A 19,981-nucleotide genomic window follows, 5' to 3' on the forward strand; every position below is an offset into this window, starting at 1 on the left:
AATGCGATGAAGAAGCTGATCAACGCGACGGCCGATGTCGTCGACGACATGATTGCCGGCCTGGCGATCGCCAATCCCGGCCTCGCGCTGCTCGAGGGCGAGCGGGTCGTGCTGCGCGCCGATATCGAGGCGTTCAAGGCGAGCGGCCGCGTCGCGCTGATCTCGGGCGGCGGTTCCGGTCATGAACCGGCGCATGCCGGCTATATCGGCGAGGGACTGCTGACCGCCGCCGTCTGCGGCGATGTCTTCACCTCGCCCTCGACGGACGCCGTGCTGGCGGCGATCCGCGCCGCGACCGGCCCGGCCGGCGCGCTGCTCATCGTCAAGAACTATACCGGCGACCGCCTGAATTTCGGCCTCGCCGCCGAGATCGCCCGCAGCGAGGGCTTCGCCGTCGACATGGTGGTCGTCGCCGATGACATGGCGCTGGCCGAAAATGCCGAGACGGCCGGCCGGCGCGGCATCGCCGGCACCGTGCTGGTGCACAAGATTACCGGCGCGGCGGCGGCCGAGGGGCTGTCGCTTGCCGACGTGAAGACCGAGGCCGAGCGCGCCATTTCAGCGATCGGCAGCATGGGCGTCGCCCTTTCCGCCTGCACCGTCCCCGCCGCCGGCAAGCCGGGCTTCACGCTCGGCGACGGCGAGATCGAGCTCGGTCTCGGCATTCATGGCGAGGCCGGCGTCAGCCGCACGGCCATGCAGCCGTCGCGGGCGCTGGTCGAGATCCTGCTCGGCCGGATCTTCGCCGACCGCAACATCGGCCAGGGCGACCGCGTCGCGCTCCTCGTCAACAATCTCGGCGGCACGCCGGTGATGGAGATGCAGATCGTCGTCGCCGACGTCGCCCGCGTGGCGGCGCGCTTCGGCGTGACGATCGACCGGCTCTGGGCCGGCACCTTCCTGACGGCGCTGGAGATGGCCGGCTGCTCGCTCTCGGCGATGAAGGTCGACGCGGCGCTGCTCGCCCGTCTCGACGCGCCGGCATCCGCCCCGGCCTGGCCCGGTCGCGGCGCCGGTCCGATCGGCGCCGGGCCGAAGGTGATTTCGCAGGCGGCGGTTGCGCCCGGTGCGCTGGAAGCCGGGGAGGGCGACCCGCGACTTGCCGTCGCTGTGCGCGCGGCGGCCGAAGCGCTGATCGCCGACGAGGCGCGGCTGACGGATCTCGACCAGCAGGTCGGCGACGGCGATCTCGGGCTCAATCTGGCGCGCGGCGCCGAGGCGATCCTGAGGGAAATCGACGCCTATCCGGACAAGCGCGCTGCGTCGGTGCTCCGCGCCCTGTCGGCCAGCCTGCGCAAGACCGTCGGCGGCACCTCCGGCGCGCTCTATGCGGCTGGATTGCTGCGCGCCGCCTCCGAACTCGAGGGCGTTCCAACGCCCGGTTTCGCCGACTGGGCCAGGGCGTTCGCGGCCGGCTCGGCGGCAATCGCGCGGCTCGGCGACGCCAGGGTTGGCGACCGCACCATGCTCGACGCCCTGCTGCCGGCGGCGGAGGTGCTGTCGGCGGCCTCCGCCTATGGCGGCGCGGAAGTTCTCGGCCATGCCATCGCGGCGGCGCGGGAAGGAAGTGCTGCGACCGCTGCGATCGCCTCGCGGCGCGGCCGCTCCAGCTATCTGGGCGAGCGCGCGGTCGGCGTTCCGGATCCCGGCGCCGAGGCCGTCGTCGTCTGGCTGGCGGCGATTGCCGGCTCGCTCGGTCGGTCGGGCTGACGATAAGAAGAGCATCGGCAAGGCCAAGATGAGCATCGGCAAGGCGGAGAGTGGAGGGTTGCTCCCGCGCCTTGCCGTGCCGTGCTCCGGTCTCGGACCGGAGCGGTATCAGGTCGCCGCGTGCTTCTTGTCGTGCTCGCGGCGCCAGGCCTGGTATTCCTCTTCGGCCGCCGGCGTCAGCGGGTAGTATTTGCGCAGGTCCGCGCCCTCGGAGAGCTTGAGCTTCGAGAACTCCTCCCATTCCGTGTGCTTGCTGGCACGCTCCAGCAGCTCCTCGGCCATGGCGATCGGCACGACCACGACGCCGTCATCGTCGGCGATGATGATGTCGCCCGGGATCACCAGCGCGTTGCCGCAGGCGATCGGCACGTTGACGCCGAAGGGAATGATGCCGGTCTGGGTGTGGAAGTTCGGCGTCGTGCCGCGGATCCAGTAGCCGAGATCGAGCTTCATCGCCTCGGCCGAGTCGCGGATGCAGCCGTCGATGATCACGCCGGCGCCGCCGCGGCCGGCGAAATAGGTCAGCATCATCTCGCCGAACACGCCGCTCGCCATGTCGCCGCGCGCGTCGACCACGACGACGTCGCCGGCCTGCGCGTGATAGAGCACGTGCCGGTGCAGCTGCTTTTCCGGGTCGTCATATTCGCTGGCGCCGTAGAGGTCCTCGCGCTTCGGCATGAACTGCAGCGTCAGCGCCGGGCCGGCGATGCTGCGGCCCTTGGTATAGGGCAGCGGACCGCGGATCTGCGGGTCGCGGATCCCCATCAGGTGCAGTTCGCCCGCCGCCGTGGCGCTGCCGACCTTGGCGAGGGCGTCGACCAGGGCGCGCGGCGGTCTCTTGATGTCGGGTGTGTGGGTCATCTCGTGTTTCCAGGTTGCGCGCTCGGGCGCGGGTCGGGTAGCCTGTGCGCCGGCGGGAGGCCCGGCCCGGGAAGCCCAGGCCGGGCCTTGCCTCACTGCGCGGCGGCCAGACGTTCCATTTCAGCCTGCGCCCAGGCGACGGCCTTCTCCGGGCTCTCGCCGTCGACCAGCACGCGCTGCAGCGACTGGGTGACGATCTTGGCGTTGAAGATGGCGGCGGCGGTCGCCGACGGCGGGCCGGCATGGCCGTCGACCAGGCCGTTGCGGGCCATTTCGTCGAAATTGGCGAAGGCCGGCGTGTCCTTGAACAGCGGCATGGTCTTCGTCTGCTCCGGGTAGATCGGCACCCAGCGGCCGCCCACCGTGGCGATGATCTGCTCGTAGCGTGCCGGCTCGAAGAAGTGGTTCAGCCACGCCTTGGCGTCGTCAGGGCGCTTGGTGTCCTTGCTGACCAGCCAGGAGAAGGACGAGATCATGTTGGCCGAGCGGCCCTTCTCGCCGGGGCCCGCCGGAATGGCGATCATCGCGGTATTGGCGAGCAGGTCCTCGTCGTTCTGCACCATCCACTGGTAGATGCTGGGCGGATTGATGGTGAAGGCGGTGCGGCCCGTCTGGTAGGCGGTGTTGTTGCCGGCGTCGTCCCAGGTCAGCGTCGAGCGGGGAATCGTGCCCTCGGCGAACATGTCGGCGATGTACTGGTAGGCCGCCACCGTCTCCGGCGAGTTCCAGGTGATCGTCTTGCCGGTCTCGTCGAACATCTGGCCGCCATAGGACAGCACGATCATCCGCGCGAAGGATTCGGCGTCATTGGCCGAGGACAGCGTCATGCCGAAGGCGGTGATGCCCGGATTGGCCTTGAGGATCGCCTGCGAGGCCGTGCGCAGCTCGTCCAGCGTCTTCGGCACTTCCAGGCCGACTTCCTTGAGCAGATCGGTGCGGGCGAACATCGGCACCACGTCGACCTCGAGCGGCAGGGCGTGCGCCTTGCCGTCATACATCACCTGCGAGACGGTGCTCTCGTAGATGCCTCCCGGCACGGCCCGCATCGTCTCCAGGATGTCGTCGAGCGGCAGGGTGACGCCGAGCTTGGCGTAATACTGCGCCTGCGGGCCGACCTGCATGAACACGTCGGGCGGCGCGCCGGCCTGCAAGGCCGCGGCGAGCCGCTCGGTCATGGCGTTGCCGGGGACGACGACATATTCGACGTCGATGCCGCGCTCCTTGCCGAACTGCACGGCCATCTCGGTGATCAGGTCGTCGGCCTGCTGGTTGAAGGCCTGCAATCCCCAGATCGTCAGGTCGGCTGCCTGTGCCTGGAACGGCAGCAGGGCTGCGGCCGAGACCAGCAGGGTCATGGCGAGTTTCTTCATGGTTTCCTCCTCCTTTTTGGTCGTTGAACTTTGTGTTCTTTGGTCTTCTTGGGCTTTCCTGGGCGCGCTAGCCCTTGACGCTGCCGGCGGCCAGGCCCTCGACGATGTAGCGCTGCGCGACGATGTAGATGATCAGGATCGGCACGATCGCGATGACGGAGCTCGCCATCAGCTGGCCCCAGATGAAGGTGTCGCCCATGATCAGGCCGGTCAGGCCGGCGGTCAGCGTCTTGGTGTCGTTCGAATGGACGAAGACCAGCGCGTACAGGAACTCGTTCCAGGCATGGGTGAAGGCGAAGAGCGCCACCACGGCGAGGCCGGGCTTGGCGATCGGCAGGATCACCTTGAGCAGCGTCTGCAGCCGCGTCGCGCCATCGACCGTCGCCGCCTCGTCCAGCTCGCGCGGGATGGTGCGGAAGTAGCCGATCAGCATCCACGTGCAGAACGGCACGGTGAAGGTCAGATAGGCGACGACGAGGCCCGTCTTGGTGTTGATCAGCCCCATGTTCTGCAGCACCAGGAACAGCGGGATGAACAAGAGCGACGGCGGCAGCAGATAGGCCATGACGATGGCGCGCGCCGCCGCACCCCGGCCCTTGAAGCGCATGCGGGCGATCGGATAGGCGGCGAGCGCGCCGATCACCGCCGAGATCAGCGTCACCGAGATCGCGACGGTGGCGCTGTTCAACACGAATTGCGGGAATTTCGAGTTGAACAGCGCGGTGTTGAAGTTCGCGAGCGTCGGGCGCGCCGGCAGCAGGGTCGGCGGAACCGCGTAGATCTCGCGGGATGTCTTCAGCGAGGTGACGACGATCCAGTAGATCGGCGCCAGCGACCAGAACAGGGCGATGACGATGCCGATCGCCGTGAGGATGCGGCCGACCAGAAGTTCTGTCGTGCTTTTGACCATGTCCGGCTCCTATTCTTTCGACGACAGCATGCGGCGCGTCAGCAGCACGATCAGGATGACGAAGACGGGGATCACCGAGACGAGGACGGCCGCGCCGAGCCCGAGCTGGCTCTGGGTGATGCCGTATTCGTAGGCGAGCGTCGGCAGGATATGCGTGCGCATCGCCGGGCCGCCGCCGGTCAGGATGAACACCATGTGGAACGAGTTGAACGTCCAGATCGTCGACAGCATCACCGTGACGAAGATGACTTCCTTCATCTGCGGCAGCGTGACCGAGAAGAAGCGCCGGAGCGGGCCGGCGCCGTCGATGGCGGCGGCTTCGTTCAGATCGCCCGGAATGGCGGTCAGCGCGGCGAGGAACATCATGGTGAAGAAGGGCAGGCCGTGCCAGACCATGGCGGTGCCGATCGAAAGCATGGCGATCCTCGGATCGGACAGCCAGTAGATCGGCTGGTCCGACAGGCCGAGCGCCAGCACCAGATAGCTGAGCACGCCCGCCTGCTCGTCGAAGATCCATTTCCACGACAGGCCGGCGATCAGGCCGGGCACCGCCCAGGGCAGGAAGACGAGGGCGCGGACCAGCCCGCGCGCCGGCATCTTCTGCGCCAGCAGAACCGCGCAGATGAGGCCGATCACCAGCTTCACGGCGACGACGCCCACCGTCAGCACCAGCGAGTTGAAGGCGGCGCGCAGATAGTGCGGATCGCTGAGCAGCTTGGTGAAATTGGCCAGCCCGACGAAGGAGCCGGCCTTGGCGACCATCTGGTCGGTGAACGACGTCGTGACGCCGTCAACGAGCGGATAGGCGATGAAGGCGGCGAAGACGGCAGCCGCCGGCGCAAGGAGCGTGTAGGCGACCAGCCAGTCCGGGCGCCGCGTCGGATTGCGGCGGGGAACGGGGGGCGCGGTGAAACCTTTGGGCAGCCGGGCCGCCTCAGCTGCGGCGGGTCGCATCGACGCCCTCCCTCGGTCTGTTCATGTCGCCGAAGGTGACGGTGGCGGCGAGGCCGGTCCGGCGCGTCGCGACCCTCATGTCGCGCGGCCCTTCGACGGACAGGACGCAGCTGTGGCGTGAATTGGCGTGGCCTGAATTGACATGGCGTTTCCTCAACCGACTTGCTGCCGCGTTTCCGGCAGGCTATTGACGAGTTTATTATTTGAATTTTACTCGTTCATATTGTAACCGTGGCAAAGAAGCCGGGAGGTGTCAACGTGTCTGATGACGAGGAGGGGCTGCAAAATCGCAATCCGGCCATCGAGCGGATGATGGCGATCCTGACCGAGCTCGAGAAAACCCCGTCCGGCCTCAGCCTGAAGCGGCTGGCGGAGCGGACCGGCGTGACGCGCTCGACCGTGTACCGGATCCTGAATTCGCTCGAGGCGCACGACATGGTGCGCCAGGTCGACCGCGCCCAATATGTCCTCGGCGCCCGGTTGCTGTCGCTCGCCGACGGCGTCACCTCGACGCCGGTCAGCCGCGAGATCGCGGAGAAGGCGCAGCCGCATCTCGACCGCCTCGCGGCAACGTTTGGCGAGAGCTGCAAGGTCTCCGTCTATGATCGCGGCTTCGTGCTCGTGATCGCCGCCGCCACCGGCCACAATCCCTATGCCCTGCATGCCGCCATCGGCCAGCACCTGCCCATCCATGCCGGCGCCGGCAGCAAGGTCCTGCTCGCGCATCAGCCGGAGGCGGAGATCGAGGCGGTGCTGTCGCACGAGCTCAAGCGCTACACCGTCCTGACCTTCGTCGATCCGGAGGCGCTTCGGGCCGAGCTCGCGCTGGTCAGGGCGCGCGGCTGGTCGCGCGACGGCGGCGAATTCGCCGTGTCGGTCAACGCCTATGGCGCGCCGATCGTCAATCTGTCGGGCCAGGTGGTCGCCGCGATCAGCATCCCGTTCCTGGTCGGCCAGGATGCCGAATATGAGGACAAGGTCCGCAACATCGCCATGACGACGGCGATCGCGATCGGCAGCGACCTGACCTGATCGACTGGCTCTCCGCCGTCACGGTTGCCGCAGGAAGGCCTGCAGGGGCACGGTGAAATCGAGGAAGGCGCGCACACGGTGCGGCATGCGCTCGCCGCCGAGGAAGAGCGCGTGGATCTCCTCCTCGTCGCCGACGGTCTCGGCGAGCACCTCGACGAGACGCCCCTCGGCGAGATCGGCGCGCACGTGATAATCGCCGAGGCGGGCGAGGCCGACGCCGGCGACCGCCGCCCTTCGCATGGTTTCGCCATTGTTGGTGAGGAGCGAGCCGGTGACGGCGCGGTCAACTGTGCGGTTGCCCTCGCGCAGCGGCCAGACCGGCACGGCGCGGCGGAAGTTGAAGCCGAGGCAATTGTGTCGGGCGAGATCGTCGACCGAGCGCGGCGTGCCGAACTGCTTGAGATAGGCGGGCGAGGCGACGATCTTGCGGCGCGCGACGCCGATCCGCCGGGCCCGCATGCTGGAATCCTGCAAGGTGCCGACGCGAAAGGCGACATCGGTGCGGTCGAGATAGAGATCGACCATCTCGTCGGAGAGCGACAGGTCGACCCGGATGTTGGGATAGGCCTGCCAGAAGCCGGTGAGCGTCGGCTCGACGCCGTAGATGCCGAAGGCGACCGAGGCGTTGACCCGTACCGTGCCGCCGGCGCAGGCGGCCCCCTGCGAGAGCTCGCGCTCCACTTCGTCGAGTTCGGCGAGCAGCGCCAGGCTGCGCTCGTAATAGAGCTGGCCCTCGGCCGTCAGCGATAGCCGCCGCGTCGAGCGCTCCAGCAGGCGGACGCCGAGCCGCGCCTCGATGCGCGAGATCAGCTTGCTCACGGTCGAGGGCGTCATCCGCATCTGGCTGGCGGCGGCCGAGAAATTCCCGGCCTCCACGACGCGCAGGAACACCTGCATTTCGCCGGCGCGATTGTCCATTGGGCGATCCGATCGGTGAATTAGTTTCACAGATTGTGTGGCTGGCCGACGAATTATCAAGCGCCAATGCGGCCGTTATCTCCTCGCCATGCGGAAACGGCGGCGAGCGTGTCGCTGCCGCCACCACGGCACGGGCGGCGTCCTCGCCGCTCTCCTCCAGGAGTTTGATGATGCAGACTGTGAAGGCGCATGGCGCGTCGATCCCGGCGCTCGGGTTCGGCGTGTTCCGGATGTCGGATGACGAGGTCGAGCGGGTCGTCCCGGCGGCGCTCGAAGCGGGATTTCGCCATTTCGATACGGCGCAGATCTATCAGAACGAAGCCGCGCTCGGTCGCGCTTTGGTGGCCGCCGGCGCGCGTCGCGACGATCTCTTCCTGACCACCAAGGTGTGGGTCGACAACTACCATCCCGACCGCTTCCTGGCCTCGGTCGAGGAGAGCCTCGACAGGCTGCGGGTCGATCGCGTCGACCTGCTTCTGCTGCACTGGCCCGGCGACGCCGTCCCCGTCGCCGAGCAGATTGCCATGCTCAACGCGGTGAAATCGGCCGGCAAGACGCTGCATGTCGGCGTCAGCAACCAGAACATCGCGCAGATGCGCGAGGCGGTCGCGCTGAGCGACGCTCCGATCGTCACCAACCAGATCGAGGCGCATCCCTATCTCGACCAGCGTGCCGTCGCGGCGGCGGCGAGCGCCGCCGGCGTCTCCGTCACGGCCTATTTTGGCATGGCGGACGGCGCGGTGCCGCAGGATCCGCTGCTTGCCGCGATCGGCCAGAGATACGGCAAGAGCGCGGCGCAGGTCGGTTTGCGCTGGCTGCTGCAGCAGGGTTTCGTCGCGCTCTCCAAGACGGCGAAGCCGGAGCGCGTCGCCGAGAACATCGCGGTGTTCGATTTCGAGCTGGCGGAAGACGAGATGGCGGAGATCGCCGGCCTCGCCCGCGCCGATGGCCGGCGCGTCAGCCCGCCGGGCCTGGCGCCCGCCTGGGACTGAGCGCTTCGCCGGCCGGTCCCGATCGGGCGCCGGCCGGTTTAGCCCTGCTCCAGCTTCAGATGAAGCAGGGGGAAGGGACGTCCATCGTCGTCCAGCTCGGAGCGGCCGGTGACGACGAAGCCGAGGCGCTGATAGAAGGCGCAACCGCCCGGGTTTTGCTCGTTGACGTCGACGGTCAGCACCGGCGCCGTCGTGCGGGCGTGCTGGATGAGCAGCCGCCCGATGCCCTTGCCGTGCTCGGCCGGATCGACGAACAGCGAATCGATCTTCGCGTCCGTCATGCCGAGGAAGGCGAGCGGACGATCGGAGGCGTCGACGACGACCGAAAAGGCCGCGTTCGGCAGATAGGCGCCGCGCACCATGACGCCGATCGAAGCAATGTCCGCCTCGGTCAGGAAGTGGTGCGTCGCCTGCACGGCGCCGAGCCAGATCTCGTACATCCGGTCGAGGTCGTCGGGGCGGGAGGGGCGAATTTGATACATGCTGGCTACCGAAACGCGAAAGGGAGGCACGAAATAAGGGAAGGGGCCTGCAGGGTAAAGAGGGGCGGCGGCAGGCTTGCCGTCGAAACCCGATCGGCGGCCGCATCCAGACGCCGACTTCCGCGTTGTCATGGGTCAACCCAAGGAGATGCGGAATGTTCGATGCAGCACGGATCAAGGAGCATGCGGACGTCATCGGAGCCGATGGTGTCCATGTCGGCACGGTCGACGGGGTCGAGGGCGATCGGATCAAGCTGACCAAGCGCGACAGCGGCGAGGGTTCGCATGCCGGCCACCACCATTTCATTCCACTGGCGCTGGTGGCGGATATCGAGAACGGCCGGGTGCGGCTTTCCGCCAATGCCGACGTCGCGGTGACCTTCGAGGAAGAGCAGAGCGGCGTCTCCACCGAGTGATGCCCCGATGATGAAAAAGGGTCCGCCATCGCGTGGGCCCTTTGGCTTTCAGCCTGGCACGATCGCCTGGATATCCGCGAAGATGGCGTCCCAGGCGTCGTTCTCGATGTCGATGAGGCCGAGGCCGCGCAGCAGGAACGCGCCTTCCGACGCCAGGATCGCGGTCAGCGCCCGGCGCCCCGTTTCCGTCGTGATGTCGACTCGGCCGAACAATTCCTCGTAATAGCCCTGGATCTGGATCTGATAGGCGGGCGAGCGGACGAGGCTTGCGAGCAGGGCGCTGGCGCGGATGCTCGCCAGCCTGTCCTCGCGATGGTTGGCGTCTATATGCGCCGAGGCGGGGGCGAACGGCTCGTCGGCATGGTTTTCCAGATACGCGCCGACCAGCCCCTCATAGGAGGCTTCGGCCCGCTCCAGCATCGCCTCGATCAGCGCGTCCTTGGTGCCGAAGGAATAGAGCACGCCGCCCTTGCTGACGCCTGCCTCGCGGGCCACGGCGTCGATCGTCAGGTTGATGACGCCGGTCGTGGCGATGACCCGGTCGGCGGCGTCGAGCAGCGCTTCGCGATCGATGGTTGGACGTCTGCCCATGGCTTTTCTCTTTTAATACCGTCTGGACGGATATATATCTCCGCCTCCCAGCGCCGGCAATCCCCCGAACGGCGCGGGAATGGAGATGAAAATGACCTTCGCGCCTCGCAATCGCTGGCTGGTCCTGACCGCCGTGATCCTGGCGTTCCTGCCGGTGGTCGTCGACATGACGATCCTGCATATCGCCGTTCCGTCGCTCACCGTCGCGCTCGGCGCGAGCGGCACGGAAATCCTCTGGATCATCGACATCTATCCGCTGATCATGGCGGGGCTGCTGGTGCCGATGGGAACGCTCGGCGACCGGGTCGGCCATCGCCGGCTGATGCTGATCGGCCTCTCGATCTTCGGCCTCGCCTCGATCTCGGCCGCCTTTTCGCCGACGGCGATGATGCTGATCCTTTCGCGTGTGCTGCTCGCCGTCGGCTCGTCGATGATCATTCCGAGCGTGCTGGCGCTCATCCGTCAGACCTTCGAAGACCCGAAGGAAAGGGCGCTCGCGCTCGGCGTCTGGAGCACGGTCGCCTCGGCAGGCGCTGCCATCGGTCCGCTGACGGGCGGCTTCCTACTCGAGCATTTCTGGTGGGGATCGGTCTTCCTCATCAACGTGCCGATCATGCTGGTGGTGCTGCCGGTCGTGTTCCTGCTCATCCCGAACCGGCCGGTCGCGGCGCTGGGCAGCTGGAAGATCGGTCATGCGCTGCTGCTGATCGCCGGCCTGATCGCGACGGTCTATGCGGTGAAGACGGGCTTCAAGGCGGGACCGTCGGTCTTTGTCTTCGGCGTTCTCGCGCTGGGGCTCGCCCTGATCGCCTGGTTCGCCCGGCTGCAGATCGTCGCCGCCGAGCCGCTGCTCGACCTGTCGCTGTTCCGCAAGCCGGCCATCTCGGTCGGCATGCTGATGGCCTTCGTCGCGTCCGGCTCGCTCGCCGGCTTCGAGCTGCTGCTGGCGCAGGAGCTGCAATATGTCTATGGCCGGACGCCGCTGCAGGCCGGCCTGTTCATGATGCCGCTCGTCGTCGCCTCGGCGATCGCGGGGCCGATCGCCGGCAAGCTCGCCGGCCGCTTCGGTCTGCGCTGGCTCGGCACGGTCGGTCTCGCCGCCGCGTCGCTGGCGCTGTTCGGCATCAGCCAGTCGAACATCGGCGGCGACGACGTGGCCATTGCCTGCCTGATGGCGCTGCTCGGCTTCGCGCTCGGCGTCGGCCTGCTGGCGTCGTCGGCCGCCATCATGGGCGCCGCGCCGGTCGAAAAGGCGGGGGCCGCCGGATCGCTCGAGGCTACCGGCTATGAGCTCGGCGCCGGTCTCGGCATCACCTTCTTCGGCGTGCTGCTGAGCGCGATCTACCGCAACAATTTCGGCCTCGGCCTCACGGGGGAGGCGGCCGTCGCTGCCCATTCGATCGGCGAGGCGATGGTGGTGGCGCAGAAGATCGGCGGCGCGGAGGGTGAGGCGATCGCCCAGACGGCGCGGATCGCTTTCGCCAGCGCCCACGCCTCGGTCCTGATGGTGACGGCGGCGCTGATCGCGACGCTCGCCGTCGTCGTCTTCGTGGCGCTGCGCAACGAGGGAACCGAGGCCGGGGCCGCCGTCGCGGAGCATTGACGACAAGGGGCCGCCGGATCTCCGGCGGACCCTTTTGGTCGTGCGGTCAGCCCTTCACCGCGCCCGCCGTCAGGCCGGCGACGATGTGCTTCTGGGCGCCGAAGAAGACGATGATCGTCGGCAGGATGGTGAGCGTGATGAAGGCGAGCACCAGCTGCCAGTCGGTCGAGAACTCACCCTGGTAGACCATGATCCCGAGCGGCCACGGATATTTGCTGTCCGTGTTCAGGAGGATCAGCGGCATGATGTAGTTGTTCCAGGAATTCACGAAGGCGATGATGCCAACGGTCGCCAGGATCGGCCGCGAGAGCGGCAGCGTGATGTGCCAGAAATAGCGGATATAGCCGCAGCCATCGACGAGCGCCGCGTCGAACAATTCATGCGGCACGTTCTGGAAGAATTTCCGGAACAGCATGATGCTCATGCCGAGCCCGAAGGCGACCTGGGGCAGCACGACGCCCCAATAGGTGTCGAGCAGACCGAGATCGCGGATGCGGATGAACAGCGGCAGGATCGCGGTCGCGACCGGAAACATCAGCCCGATCAGGAAATAATTGAGCAGGAAGCCCGAGCCGAAGAACTTCACATGCGCGAAGGTGAAGGCCGCCATGGCGGCGACGGCCAGCGTCAGGATCACCGACAGCACCGCGATGATCAGTGAGTTGCCGAGCATCTGCCAGTAGCGCGCACTGACCAGGATATCGAGGTAGTTGGACCAGATCCATTGGCTCGGCAGGCCGAACGGATGGACCCGCAGGTCGCCCAGCGTCTTGAAGCCGCCGAGCGCCGTGGTGAGGAGCGGCAAAAGCACGATCGCCGCGACCAGGAACAGGCTCGCATAGAGATAGAGCCAGGTGACGAAGCTCAGCCGATGCTTCGAGAACGCGTCCCGGCGCGGCTTCTGGGCGGCGAGGGGCTTCGCGGCGATGATGGTCTGATCAGTCATTGCGCATGAAGATCCGTTTGTAGCCGAAGGCCAGCGTGATGCAGATGACGAACAGCACGACGCCGACGGCGCTGCCGAAGCCGACCTTCATGCGGGTGATGCCGTAGGAGTAGAGGAAGGTGACCATGGTCTGGGTGCTGTTCGACGGCCCGCCGCCGGTCAGCGGCATGATCATGTCGAAGAGCTGCAGCGAGCCGATCACCGAGAAGAAGACGGAGAGGCGGATCGTCGGCGCGAGCAGCGGCAGGGTGATGTTGCGGAAGCGCTGCCAGCGCGTCGCGCCATCCATCTCGGCTGCCTCGTAGTAGCTCTTGTCGACCGATTGCAGGCCGGCGATGAACAGCATCATGTGGAAGCCGAAATACTTCCAGACGATGACGCCGAGCACGGCGTAGATGGCGAGGTTCTTGTCGGCCAGCACATAGGGCGAGCTGACGTTGAAGAACGAGGCGATGGCGGCGAACAGGCCGTAGTCGCCGTCATAGACGAAGCGCCAGATCAGGCCGGCCGCGACGTCCGCCAGCACATAGGGCATGAAGAAGATCAGCCGGAACGACACGGCGCCGGGAATGCGGTGCGACACCATCGTCGCCAGCCAGAGCGCCAGCGGAATCTGGATCACGATCGACACGATCATGATCAGGCCGTTGTTGATCAGCGCCTGGCGGAAGGCGCCGTTGCGGTAGAGAAGCTCGAAGTTCTTCAGGCCGATGAACTTCTCCGGCAGCCCGTAGCCGCTCCAGTCATAGAGGCTGTACCAGGCCGCTTCGCCCATCGGCAGGATGACGAAGAGGGTGAAGATCAGCAGCGCTGGCGGCAGGAACAGGACGAGCACGGGCAGCGTCCCGCCGTTCCTGCGGTGGCCGCCGGCGCGGGCGGCAATCATCGTTTGGGTCATCGGCCCGAACTCTCCGGCTGGAAAGGATCGGCCGCCGCGGGCAGGGAAGCCGCGGCGGCGATGGACAGCCCTGGGCTAGTGCTCCAGTTCCCAGGCGTCCTGGATCTGCTGGGCGGCGTCTTCCGGCGACATCTGGCCGGAGACGATCTCGACGGAGACGTCGTTGACGACGCGCCCGACGGCGGGGCCGAGATCCTGGTCGAGGAAGTTCTGGTGCCAGGTCGAGGCGGCGAGCCCCTGCGCGGCGTTCTTGACCAGTGGCTCCTGGATCGCCTCGCTGCTGCCGATGGCGGCGGGAATGATCAGGTTCTTGCTGGCCATCAGCTTCTGGCTTTCCGGATTGGTCAGGAAGGCCGCGAATTCCAGCGCCTCGGGCGGCGCGTTCTTGGTCAGCACCCAGCCGTTGATGCCGCCCATCGTGTCGGTCAGCTGGCCGGCGCCGCCCTCGACGAGCGGGAAGGCGAAGGTGCCGATCTGGTCCTTGGGCAGGCCCTTGCCGTCGGCGGCGCCGTTGGCCTGGACATAGACCGTGCTCTCGAAGCCGAGCAGCATGGCCGCCTTGCCGTCGGCGAAGACGCCGATCGTCTGCGGCCAGGTGGCGCCGAGATAGCCCTGCTGGAACGGCTCGAGCTTGCCGAGTGCTGCAAGGTCCTGGCCGGCCTTGATGAAGGCTTCCGACTTGAAGCCGTCGCCCTCGTTGGCCTTGGCTGCGTCGAACGCCGCCTTGCCGCCTTCGCGCATGGCGAGGTAGCCCCAGTAGAAATGGATCGGCCACTTCTCGCCGCCGCCGCCGGCGATCGGGGTGATGCCGGCTTCCTTGAGCTTCTTCACCGCCGCCAGGAAGTCGTTCCAGTTCTTGATGCTGGCCGCGTCGACGCCGGCCTTCTCGAACAGCGCCTTGTTGTAGTGGAAGCTGACCAGGCCCGTCTGGTAGGGCAGGGCATAGACCTTGTCCTCGACCGTCAGGCCGTTGACGAGGGCCGGGTTGTAAACGGCGCGGAGCTTGCCGCCATCCGCGTCCATCGCCTCGGTCAGGTCCTTGATCGCGCCGGTGCGGGCCTGCTCGGCCAGCACGCCGCCGCCCCAGGTGTAGAACAGGTGCGGCGGGTCGTTCGACTGCAGCAGCGTCGGCAGCTTGGCCTTGAACGCCTCGTTCTCGAGGAACTGCATCTCGATCTTGACGCCCGGATGGGACGCTTCAAAACTCTTGACGATCTCCCCCCAGGCGGCGCCGACATCGGGGTCTATGTTCAGGTGGAGCCATTTGACCGTGGTATCGGCCAGTGCCGTGCTGGCCGAAAGCGCAAGCCCGATCGCCGCGCCGCAGAGCGTTCTGAACTTCATCGATTGTCCTCCCAGACGGGCCCGGCCGTTTCCTCCCACCGGAACCCGTTTAATAAACAATGCGGATTAAATCTGTTCCCGATATGGGGTGGCTGTCAAGCGAAGCCGCTATTTGCTGCGGTGCAGCGCAGAAATCTGGCGTTGACACGCCTCCCTTGCAGTGTGAATAACTGCCTGACCCGGATTAAATGGCCCCCTGGAATGAAGACAGCTGATCCCGAATTGATGCGCGCCATCAATCGCTTCCACGTGATGGACGCGATCCGGAGATATGGCCCGATCTCGCGCGTCGAGATTTCGGATCGCACGCAATTGTCGGCGACGACGGTCTCGGCGATCACCGCCGCGCTGCTCGACGACGCGCTGATCGTCACGCATCAGCTGGGCGGCATTCGCGACGCGGCGCGCGGCCGCCCGCGCGTCATGCTCGATCTCAATCCGCACGCTGCCTATGTCGTCGGCGTCAAGCTGGCGCTTGACCAGATCACGATCGCGACCACCAATTTCCGCGCCGACGTGCTGTCGAGCCTGATGCTGCCGATCCGGCTCGGGCGCCAGCCCGTCTCGGTCATCGCCGATCTCGTCGAGGACGGCATCCGCCGCTCGGTCGCCGATGCCGGCCTCACCATCGAGCAGATCTCCGGCGTCTGTGTCGGGCTGCCGGGCGTGGTCGAGCGCATGGCCGGCGTCTGCCGCGCCAGCCCCATCTTCGGCGAGCGCGACGTGCCGTTCGCGGCGGAGCTGACGGCGCGCCTCGGCGGCGTCGTGTCGACGATCGACAGCGACGTCAATCTCGTCACGCTCGCCGAGCACTGGTTCGGCCAGGCGCGCGGCCTCGATGATTTCCTCGTCATTTCAGTGGAGCTCGGGCTCGGCCTCGGCATCCTGCACAATGGCGAATTGTTCCGCGGCGCCAACGGCCTGAGCCCGGATCTCGGCGACCTGATGGTGCGCACGGCGAACGGAAGCGGCCCGGTCCGGCTCGCCGCCGCCGCCTCGGAAGCGAGCATCCTGGCGGAGGCGCGCGAGATCCTCGCCGGTGGCGAGCACGAGCATGCCTTCCGCCTCGGTCGCGGCATGGAGAAGATCCTGGAACTCGCCGCCGCGGGCGAGCCGCGCATCCTGGCGCTCCTGGAGCAGGTGGGCGGATCGCTCGGCTTCGCGATCGCCAATCTGATCACGCTGTTCGCGCCGCCGAAGGTCATCCTCGCCGGCGCCGCGCTGCAGGCGGGCGACGCGCTGGTCGAGCCGATCCGCCGCACGGTCGCAGAACTCCTGCCGCCGAGCCTCGCCGATGTCTCCGACATCGTCGTGCATCACTGGGCGGACGACATCTGGGCCCGCGGCGCCGCCGCCATGACCCTGCGCGACCTCTATGGCGCGCCCTGGAACACGACGGGTCCGGTCGTGCACCGCTGACCGTCACAGAGAAATCCATCGCATCTGGGAGTGAGCGCGAGATGGTTGAACGGGTAGGAATTGGCTTTATCGGCTGCGGCAATATCAGCGCCGCCTATCTGAAGGCGGCGACGGGCTTCCCGATCCTCGACATTCGCGGCGTCGCCGACCTGAATGCCGACGCGGCGAATGCCCGCGCGACGGAATTCGGCCTGAAGGCGATGTCGATCGACGCGATGCTCGCCGATCCCTCGATCGAGATCATCGTCAATCTGACGATTCCCAAGGCGCATGTCGATGTCGGCCTCCAGGTCGTCGCCGCCGGCAAGCATGTCCATTCGGAAAAGCCGCTCGGCATCTCGACCGCCGAGGCGCGCCGGCTGGTCGACGCGGCGAAGGCGAGGGGCGTCCGCCTCGGCAGCGCGCCGGATACGTTCTTCGGCGGCGCGCACCAGACCAGCCGCAAGCTGATCGACGAGGGTGCTATCGGCACGCCGATCGCCGGCACCGCCTTCTTCATGTGCCCCGGCCATGAGAGCTGGCATCCGAGCCCCGGCTTCTATTATCTCGGCGGCGGCGGCCCGATGCTCGACATGGGACCCTACTACGTCACCGACCTGGTCAACCTGCTCGGCCCCGTCGCCCGCGTCGCCGGCGTCGCCACCAAGCTGCGCGACGAGCGCCTCGTCACCAGCGAGCCGCTCAACGGCACCAAGATCCCGGTCGAGGTCGCGACCCATGTCGCCGGCACGCTGCAATTCGTTTCCGGCGCCGTCGTCACCATCGCCATGAGCTTCGACGTGCCGCGCCACCAGCACAGCCCGATCGAGCTCTATGGCTCGGCCGGCTCGATCCTGGTGCCTGATCCCAACCATTTCGGCGGCGACATCAAGCTGGCGACCGCCTCGGAAGACTGGCGGACGGTGCCGACGCAGCACGGCTATGCCGACGGCAATTTCCGCGTCATCGGCGTCGCCGACATGGCGGAGGCGATCCGCACCGGCCGGCCGCACCGCGCCAGCGGCGACCTGGCGTTCCACGCGCTGGAGGTGATGGAGGCGTTCCAGCGTTCCTCCGACAGCGGCGAGCACATCACGATCGAGAGCCGTCCGGAGCGGCCGGCCGCTCTGCCGGTCGGCGTCGCCATCGGCGCGCTCGGCTGACCATTGAGATCAACAGGGAGTGAGACCATGCGCGAGGCATTGATTGTCTGGGGCGGCTGGAGCGGCCATGAGCCGGAGCAGGGCGCCCACGTCATCGCCGGGATGCTCGAGGAGGAAGGCTTCAAGGTCTATCTCGAGAATTCGACCGAGGCCTTCGCCGATCCGGCGATCGCCGACATGAGTCTGATCGTGCCGATCTACACCATGTCGAAGATCGAGAAGGAGGAGCTTCTCAATCTGACCAAGGCGGTTGAGGGCGGCGTCGGCCTCGCCGGCTATCATGGCGGCATGGGTGACGCGTTCCGCGAGGCGGTCGAGTACCAGTTCATGGTCGGCGGCCAGTGGGTTGCGCATCCCGGCAACATCATCGACTACCATGTCGACGTGACGAAGCCGGACGACCCGATCATGGCGGGCCTGCCGGCGCGGTTCCCCTACCGGTCCGAGCATTACTACATGCATGTCGATCCCTCGAACGAGGTTCTCGCCACGACGACCTTCACCGGCGACCATGCCTATTGGATCGACGGCGTCGTCATGCCGGTGGTCTGGAAGCGCAAGCATGGCAAGGGACGGGTGTTCTATTCCTCGCTCGGCCATGTCGCGAGCGAGTTCGAAGTGCCGGAAATGAACACGATCATGCGGCGCGGCCTGCTCTGGGCGGCGCGCTGAACGCACGCTTCCTGCCGGCCACGCTTCCGGGCGTGGCCGGCATGGTCCGCCGGCCGGGCTGGGCAGGACGGCCCGGCTCTGTCATCCTCGACCCGTTCGCGACGACACGGTAGCCGAGGGACAATGTTGAAATCCTTGAAGATCCTGACCTTTGTCTTTCTGGCGATCGTCGCCTTTCCCGTGATGGCGTCTGGACAGGGCATGAACGAAACCAAGCTGCAGGCGGCGGCCGCGAAAGGCGACGTCGCGACGATCAAGGACCTCCTGTCGCAGCCGATCCAGATCGATGCGCGCGATGCCAACGGGCGCACGGCACTGCTGCTGGCGACCCATGCCAACCAGGTCGCGGCGGCGAAGGCGCTGATCGAGGCAGGCGCCGACGTCAATGCCAAGGACGATATCCAGGACAGTCCCTATCTCTATGCCGGGGCGCGCGGGCATCTCGAGATCCTCAAGCTGACGCTCGACCACGGCGCCGATCTCAAGAGCACCAATCGCTTCGGCGGCACGGCGCTGATCCCGGCGGCCGAGCGCGGGCATGTCGACACCGTCCGCACGCTGATCGAGGCGGGCGTCGCCGTCGACCACGTCAACAATCTCGGCTGGACGGCGCTTCTCGAGGCGATCATCCTCGGCAACGGCGGCGAAAAGCACCAGCAGATCGTCCAGCTTCTGCTGTCGGCCGGGGCGGACCCGAATTTGCCGGATCGCGAGGGCGTCTCGCCGCTCCGGCATGCCCGCGACCGGGACTACAAGGCGATCGAGGCGATGCTCGTCGCGGCGGGCGCCCGCTGAAAGGAGAGATCCGCATGACCGACGCGCAGGACTATCTCCGCCAGGCGATCGAGCTCGCCTACGACAATCTCGAACAGGGCGGCCGGCCGTTCGGCGCCGTGCTGGTCCGGAACGGCGCGATCGTCGCGACGGGCGTGAACGAGGTCATCGGCACCAACGACCCGACGGCGCATGCCGAGCTGATGGCGATCCGCGCCGCGAGCCAGAAACTGGGCTCGCCCAATCTCGAAGGCGCGGTCGTCTATGCGAGCGGCCATCCCTGTCCGATGTGCATGGCCGCGATGCGGCTCGCCGGGGTCAGGGAAGTGGCCTATGCCCATTCGAACGAGGACGGCGCTCCCTATGGCCTGTCGAGCGCCGCGATCTATGCCGACCTCGCCAAACCGTTCGCCGAACAGTCAATGACGATCCGCCACGTGCCGACCCGCCTGCAGGCGCGGCCGGAGCTCTATGCCGACTGGAAGCGGCGCCAGGACGAGAACGCCGCGTCCTGAGTGTGCGGTTTTCTCGGAGATCGCGTAAGTCGATCGGCTGCCTCTTGGCCTTTAGGCCGATCGACCGGCTCCACCATCATCCTGAGGTGTTTCGCGCGAGCGAAGCCTCGAAGGAGGCTCCAGCGCGCATTCCGGTGCGCAGACGCAGTCCGGCGAGTCCGCGCCCCGCGATCTACATCGGGCGTTCCCTGGACCCTCCTTCGAGGCCCGGCTTTGCCGGGCACCTCAGGATGATGGTCGAGTTCTGGAATGCAGTCCGGAAGGACGCCTCCCCATCCGCGCCGCTTGGCGGGTGTCTCGCATCAAAAAAGTATCAGTTGGATGATGCCGGTTTGGTAGCATGGGCCGGCGGAGCCCCCTAGGGTCAGGTCATGCAGAGAACCACATAAAGCTGGCCTGCTGGGAGTTCCGTGACGAAGCCGGCGAAGAACT

20 protein-coding genes are annotated in these 19,981 nt (G+C 67.0%); 10 read left to right on the forward strand and 10 right to left on the reverse strand.

Going from position 1 to position 19,981, the window contains the following annotated elements; genetic code table 11:
• Nucleotides 1-6 precede the first annotated feature (6 nt).
• Complete coding sequence (gene dhaL / locus K32_RS03520; protein ID WP_201402697.1) at nucleotides 7-1,710, forward strand: dihydroxyacetone kinase subunit DhaL; 1,704 nt, start codon at nucleotides 7-9, stop codon at nucleotides 1,708-1,710.
• A gap of 108 nt (nucleotides 1,711-1,818) precedes the next feature.
• Here the strand turns inward: dhaL and K32_RS03525 are convergent, their stop codons facing one another.
• From K32_RS03525 to K32_RS03540, 4 genes are all read right to left on the reverse strand, one after another.
• Entirely contained in the window at nucleotides 1,819-2,571 is a 753-nt protein-coding gene (locus tag K32_RS03525) for a ribonuclease activity regulator RraA (protein WP_201402698.1), read from the reverse strand.
• Between the two features lie 92 nt (nucleotides 2,572-2,663).
• Nucleotides 2,664-3,941: an ABC transporter substrate-binding protein gene (locus K32_RS03530; RefSeq protein WP_201402699.1), complete on the reverse strand. Its 1,278-nt coding sequence runs from the start codon at nucleotides 3,939-3,941 to the stop codon at nucleotides 2,664-2,666.
• 67 nt (nucleotides 3,942-4,008) lie between these two features.
• On the reverse strand, nucleotides 4,009-4,851 hold the full coding sequence (locus tag K32_RS03535) for a carbohydrate ABC transporter permease (RefSeq protein WP_201402700.1): 843 nt from the start codon (nucleotides 4,849-4,851) through the stop codon (nucleotides 4,009-4,011).
• A 9-nt stretch (nucleotides 4,852-4,860) separates the two neighbouring features.
• Nucleotides 4,861-5,805 (reverse strand): carbohydrate ABC transporter permease, encoded by a 945-nt coding sequence (locus K32_RS03540; RefSeq protein WP_201402701.1) that lies wholly within the window; start codon nucleotides 5,803-5,805, stop codon nucleotides 4,861-4,863.
• A gap of 258 nt (nucleotides 5,806-6,063) precedes the next feature.
• Here K32_RS03540 and K32_RS03545 point away from each other — a divergent pair, with 258 nt between their 5' ends.
• On the forward strand, nucleotides 6,064-6,837 hold the full coding sequence (locus K32_RS03545) for an IclR family transcriptional regulator (protein ID WP_201402702.1): 774 nt from the start codon (nucleotides 6,064-6,066) through the stop codon (nucleotides 6,835-6,837).
• An 18-nt stretch (nucleotides 6,838-6,855) separates the two neighbouring features.
• Here K32_RS03545 and K32_RS03550 read toward each other — a convergent pair whose 3' ends face one another.
• Nucleotides 6,856-7,755 carry a LysR family transcriptional regulator gene (locus K32_RS03550; RefSeq protein ID WP_201402703.1) on the reverse strand — a complete coding sequence of 300 codons (900 nt, stop codon included), beginning with the start codon at nucleotides 7,753-7,755 and terminating at the stop codon, nucleotides 6,856-6,858.
• Between the two features lie 170 nt (nucleotides 7,756-7,925).
• Between K32_RS03550 and K32_RS03555 the strand changes: the two genes are divergently transcribed.
• On the forward strand, nucleotides 7,926-8,747 hold the full coding sequence (locus K32_RS03555; protein ID WP_201402704.1) for an aldo/keto reductase: 822 nt from the start codon (nucleotides 7,926-7,928) through the stop codon (nucleotides 8,745-8,747).
• Nucleotides 8,748-8,785: 38 nt separating this feature from the next.
• On the opposite strand, the gene K32_RS03560 is transcribed toward K32_RS03555, so the two are convergent.
• Entirely contained in the window at nucleotides 8,786-9,229 is a 444-nt protein-coding gene (locus K32_RS03560) for an acetyltransferase (protein ID WP_201402705.1), read from the reverse strand.
• 155 nt (nucleotides 9,230-9,384) lie between these two features.
• On the opposite strand from K32_RS03560, the gene K32_RS03565 reads away from it, so the two are divergent.
• Entirely contained in the window at nucleotides 9,385-9,645 is a 261-nt protein-coding gene (locus K32_RS03565; protein WP_201402706.1) for a DUF2171 domain-containing protein, read from the forward strand.
• Between the two features lie 48 nt (nucleotides 9,646-9,693).
• On the opposite strand, the gene K32_RS03570 is transcribed toward K32_RS03565, so the two are convergent.
• The gene (locus K32_RS03570) at nucleotides 9,694-10,236 is read right to left on the reverse strand and encodes a TetR/AcrR family transcriptional regulator (RefSeq protein WP_201402707.1); all 543 of its coding nucleotides are present in this window, start codon (nucleotides 10,234-10,236) and stop codon (nucleotides 9,694-9,696) included.
• 91 nt (nucleotides 10,237-10,327) lie between these two features.
• Between K32_RS03570 and K32_RS03575 the strand changes: the two genes are divergently transcribed.
• The gene (locus K32_RS03575) at nucleotides 10,328-11,839 is read left to right on the forward strand and encodes an MFS transporter (RefSeq protein ID WP_201402708.1); all 1,512 of its coding nucleotides are present in this window, start codon (nucleotides 10,328-10,330) and stop codon (nucleotides 11,837-11,839) included.
• A 46-nt stretch (nucleotides 11,840-11,885) separates the two neighbouring features.
• Here K32_RS03575 and K32_RS03580 read toward each other — a convergent pair whose 3' ends face one another.
• From K32_RS03580 to K32_RS03590, 3 genes are all read right to left on the reverse strand, one after another.
• Nucleotides 11,886-12,785 (reverse strand): carbohydrate ABC transporter permease, encoded by a 900-nt coding sequence (locus tag K32_RS03580; protein WP_244669823.1) that lies wholly within the window; start codon nucleotides 12,783-12,785, stop codon nucleotides 11,886-11,888.
• Nucleotides 12,778-13,671 carry a carbohydrate ABC transporter permease gene (locus K32_RS03585; protein WP_244669956.1) on the reverse strand — a complete coding sequence of 298 codons (894 nt, stop codon included), beginning with the start codon at nucleotides 13,669-13,671 and terminating at the stop codon, nucleotides 12,778-12,780. The genes K32_RS03580 and K32_RS03585 overlap by 8 nt, the downstream gene beginning before the upstream one ends.
• An 87-nt stretch (nucleotides 13,672-13,758) precedes the next feature.
• Nucleotides 13,759-15,027, reverse strand: a complete 1,269-nt coding sequence (locus K32_RS03590) for an ABC transporter substrate-binding protein (RefSeq protein ID WP_201402710.1) — start codon at nucleotides 15,025-15,027, stop codon at nucleotides 13,759-13,761.
• Nucleotides 15,028-15,228: 201 nt separating this feature from the next.
• Here K32_RS03590 and K32_RS03595 point away from each other — a divergent pair, with 201 nt between their 5' ends.
• From K32_RS03595 to K32_RS03615, 5 genes are all read left to right on the forward strand, one after another.
• A complete protein-coding gene (locus tag K32_RS03595) occupies nucleotides 15,229-16,446 on the forward strand; it encodes an ROK family transcriptional regulator (protein ID WP_201402711.1) in 1,218 nt (405 codons plus the stop codon).
• 41 nt (nucleotides 16,447-16,487) lie between these two features.
• Nucleotides 16,488-17,588 (forward strand): Gfo/Idh/MocA family protein, encoded by a 1,101-nt coding sequence (locus K32_RS03600; protein ID WP_201402712.1) that lies wholly within the window; start codon nucleotides 16,488-16,490, stop codon nucleotides 17,586-17,588.
• Nucleotides 17,589-17,615: 27 nt separating this feature from the next.
• On the forward strand, nucleotides 17,616-18,260 hold the full coding sequence (locus K32_RS03605; RefSeq protein ID WP_201402713.1) for a ThuA domain-containing protein: 645 nt from the start codon (nucleotides 17,616-17,618) through the stop codon (nucleotides 18,258-18,260).
• Between the two features lie 123 nt (nucleotides 18,261-18,383).
• Nucleotides 18,384-19,055 (forward strand): ankyrin repeat domain-containing protein, encoded by a 672-nt coding sequence (locus tag K32_RS03610; RefSeq protein ID WP_201402714.1) that lies wholly within the window; start codon nucleotides 18,384-18,386, stop codon nucleotides 19,053-19,055.
• A gap of 14 nt (nucleotides 19,056-19,069) precedes the next feature.
• A complete protein-coding gene (locus K32_RS03615; RefSeq protein WP_201402715.1) occupies nucleotides 19,070-19,549 on the forward strand; it encodes a nucleoside deaminase in 480 nt (159 codons plus the stop codon).
• Nucleotides 19,550-19,981: the final 432 nt, after the last annotated feature.

It is taken from the genome of Kaistia sp. 32K, assembly GCF_016629525.1.
Lineage (GTDB): Bacteria > Pseudomonadota > Alphaproteobacteria > Rhizobiales > Kaistiaceae > Kaistia.

Excerpts from the sequence above, each read along its gene's own strand:
- K32_RS03610 (WP_201402714.1), top strand. The coding sequence starts at position 18,384 with ATGTTGAAATCCTTGAAGATCCTGACCTTTGTCTTTCTGGCGATCGTC.
- K32_RS03590 (WP_201402710.1), bottom strand. The coding sequence starts at position 15,027 with ATGAAGTTCAGAACGCTCTGCGGCGCGGCGATCGGGCTTGCGCTTTCG.
- K32_RS03540 (WP_201402701.1), bottom strand. The coding sequence starts at position 5,805 with ATGCGACCCGCCGCAGCTGAGGCGGCCCGGCTGCCCAAAGGTTTCACC.
- K32_RS03565 (WP_201402706.1), top strand. The coding sequence starts at position 9,385 with ATGTTCGATGCAGCACGGATCAAGGAGCATGCGGACGTCATCGGAGCC.
- K32_RS03585 (WP_244669956.1), bottom strand. The coding sequence starts at position 13,671 with ATGATTGCCGCCCGCGCCGGCGGCCACCGCAGGAACGGCGGGACGCTG.
- K32_RS03615 (WP_201402715.1), top strand. The coding sequence starts at position 19,070 with ATGACCGACGCGCAGGACTATCTCCGCCAGGCGATCGAGCTCGCCTAC.
- K32_RS03580 (WP_244669823.1), bottom strand. The coding sequence starts at position 12,785 with ATGACTGATCAGACCATCATCGCCGCGAAGCCCCTCGCCGCCCAGAAG.
- K32_RS03600 (WP_201402712.1), top strand. The coding sequence starts at position 16,488 with ATGGTTGAACGGGTAGGAATTGGCTTTATCGGCTGCGGCAATATCAGC.
- K32_RS03605 (WP_201402713.1), top strand. The coding sequence starts at position 17,616 with ATGCGCGAGGCATTGATTGTCTGGGGCGGCTGGAGCGGCCATGAGCCG.
- K32_RS03525 (WP_201402698.1), bottom strand. The coding sequence starts at position 2,571 with ATGACCCACACACCCGACATCAAGAGACCGCCGCGCGCCCTGGTCGAC.
- K32_RS03570 (WP_201402707.1), bottom strand. The coding sequence starts at position 10,236 with ATGGGCAGACGTCCAACCATCGATCGCGAAGCGCTGCTCGACGCCGCC.
- K32_RS03575 (WP_201402708.1), top strand. The coding sequence starts at position 10,328 with ATGACCTTCGCGCCTCGCAATCGCTGGCTGGTCCTGACCGCCGTGATC.
- K32_RS03555 (WP_201402704.1), top strand. The coding sequence starts at position 7,926 with ATGCAGACTGTGAAGGCGCATGGCGCGTCGATCCCGGCGCTCGGGTTC.
- K32_RS03595 (WP_201402711.1), top strand. The coding sequence starts at position 15,229 with ATGAAGACAGCTGATCCCGAATTGATGCGCGCCATCAATCGCTTCCAC.
- dhaL (WP_201402697.1), top strand. The coding sequence starts at position 7 with ATGAAGAAGCTGATCAACGCGACGGCCGATGTCGTCGACGACATGATT.
- K32_RS03535 (WP_201402700.1), bottom strand. The coding sequence starts at position 4,851 with ATGGTCAAAAGCACGACAGAACTTCTGGTCGGCCGCATCCTCACGGCG.
- K32_RS03530 (WP_201402699.1), bottom strand. The coding sequence starts at position 3,941 with ATGAAGAAACTCGCCATGACCCTGCTGGTCTCGGCCGCAGCCCTGCTG.
- K32_RS03550 (WP_201402703.1), bottom strand. The coding sequence starts at position 7,755 with ATGGACAATCGCGCCGGCGAAATGCAGGTGTTCCTGCGCGTCGTGGAG.
- K32_RS03560 (WP_201402705.1), bottom strand. The coding sequence starts at position 9,229 with ATGTATCAAATTCGCCCCTCCCGCCCCGACGACCTCGACCGGATGTAC.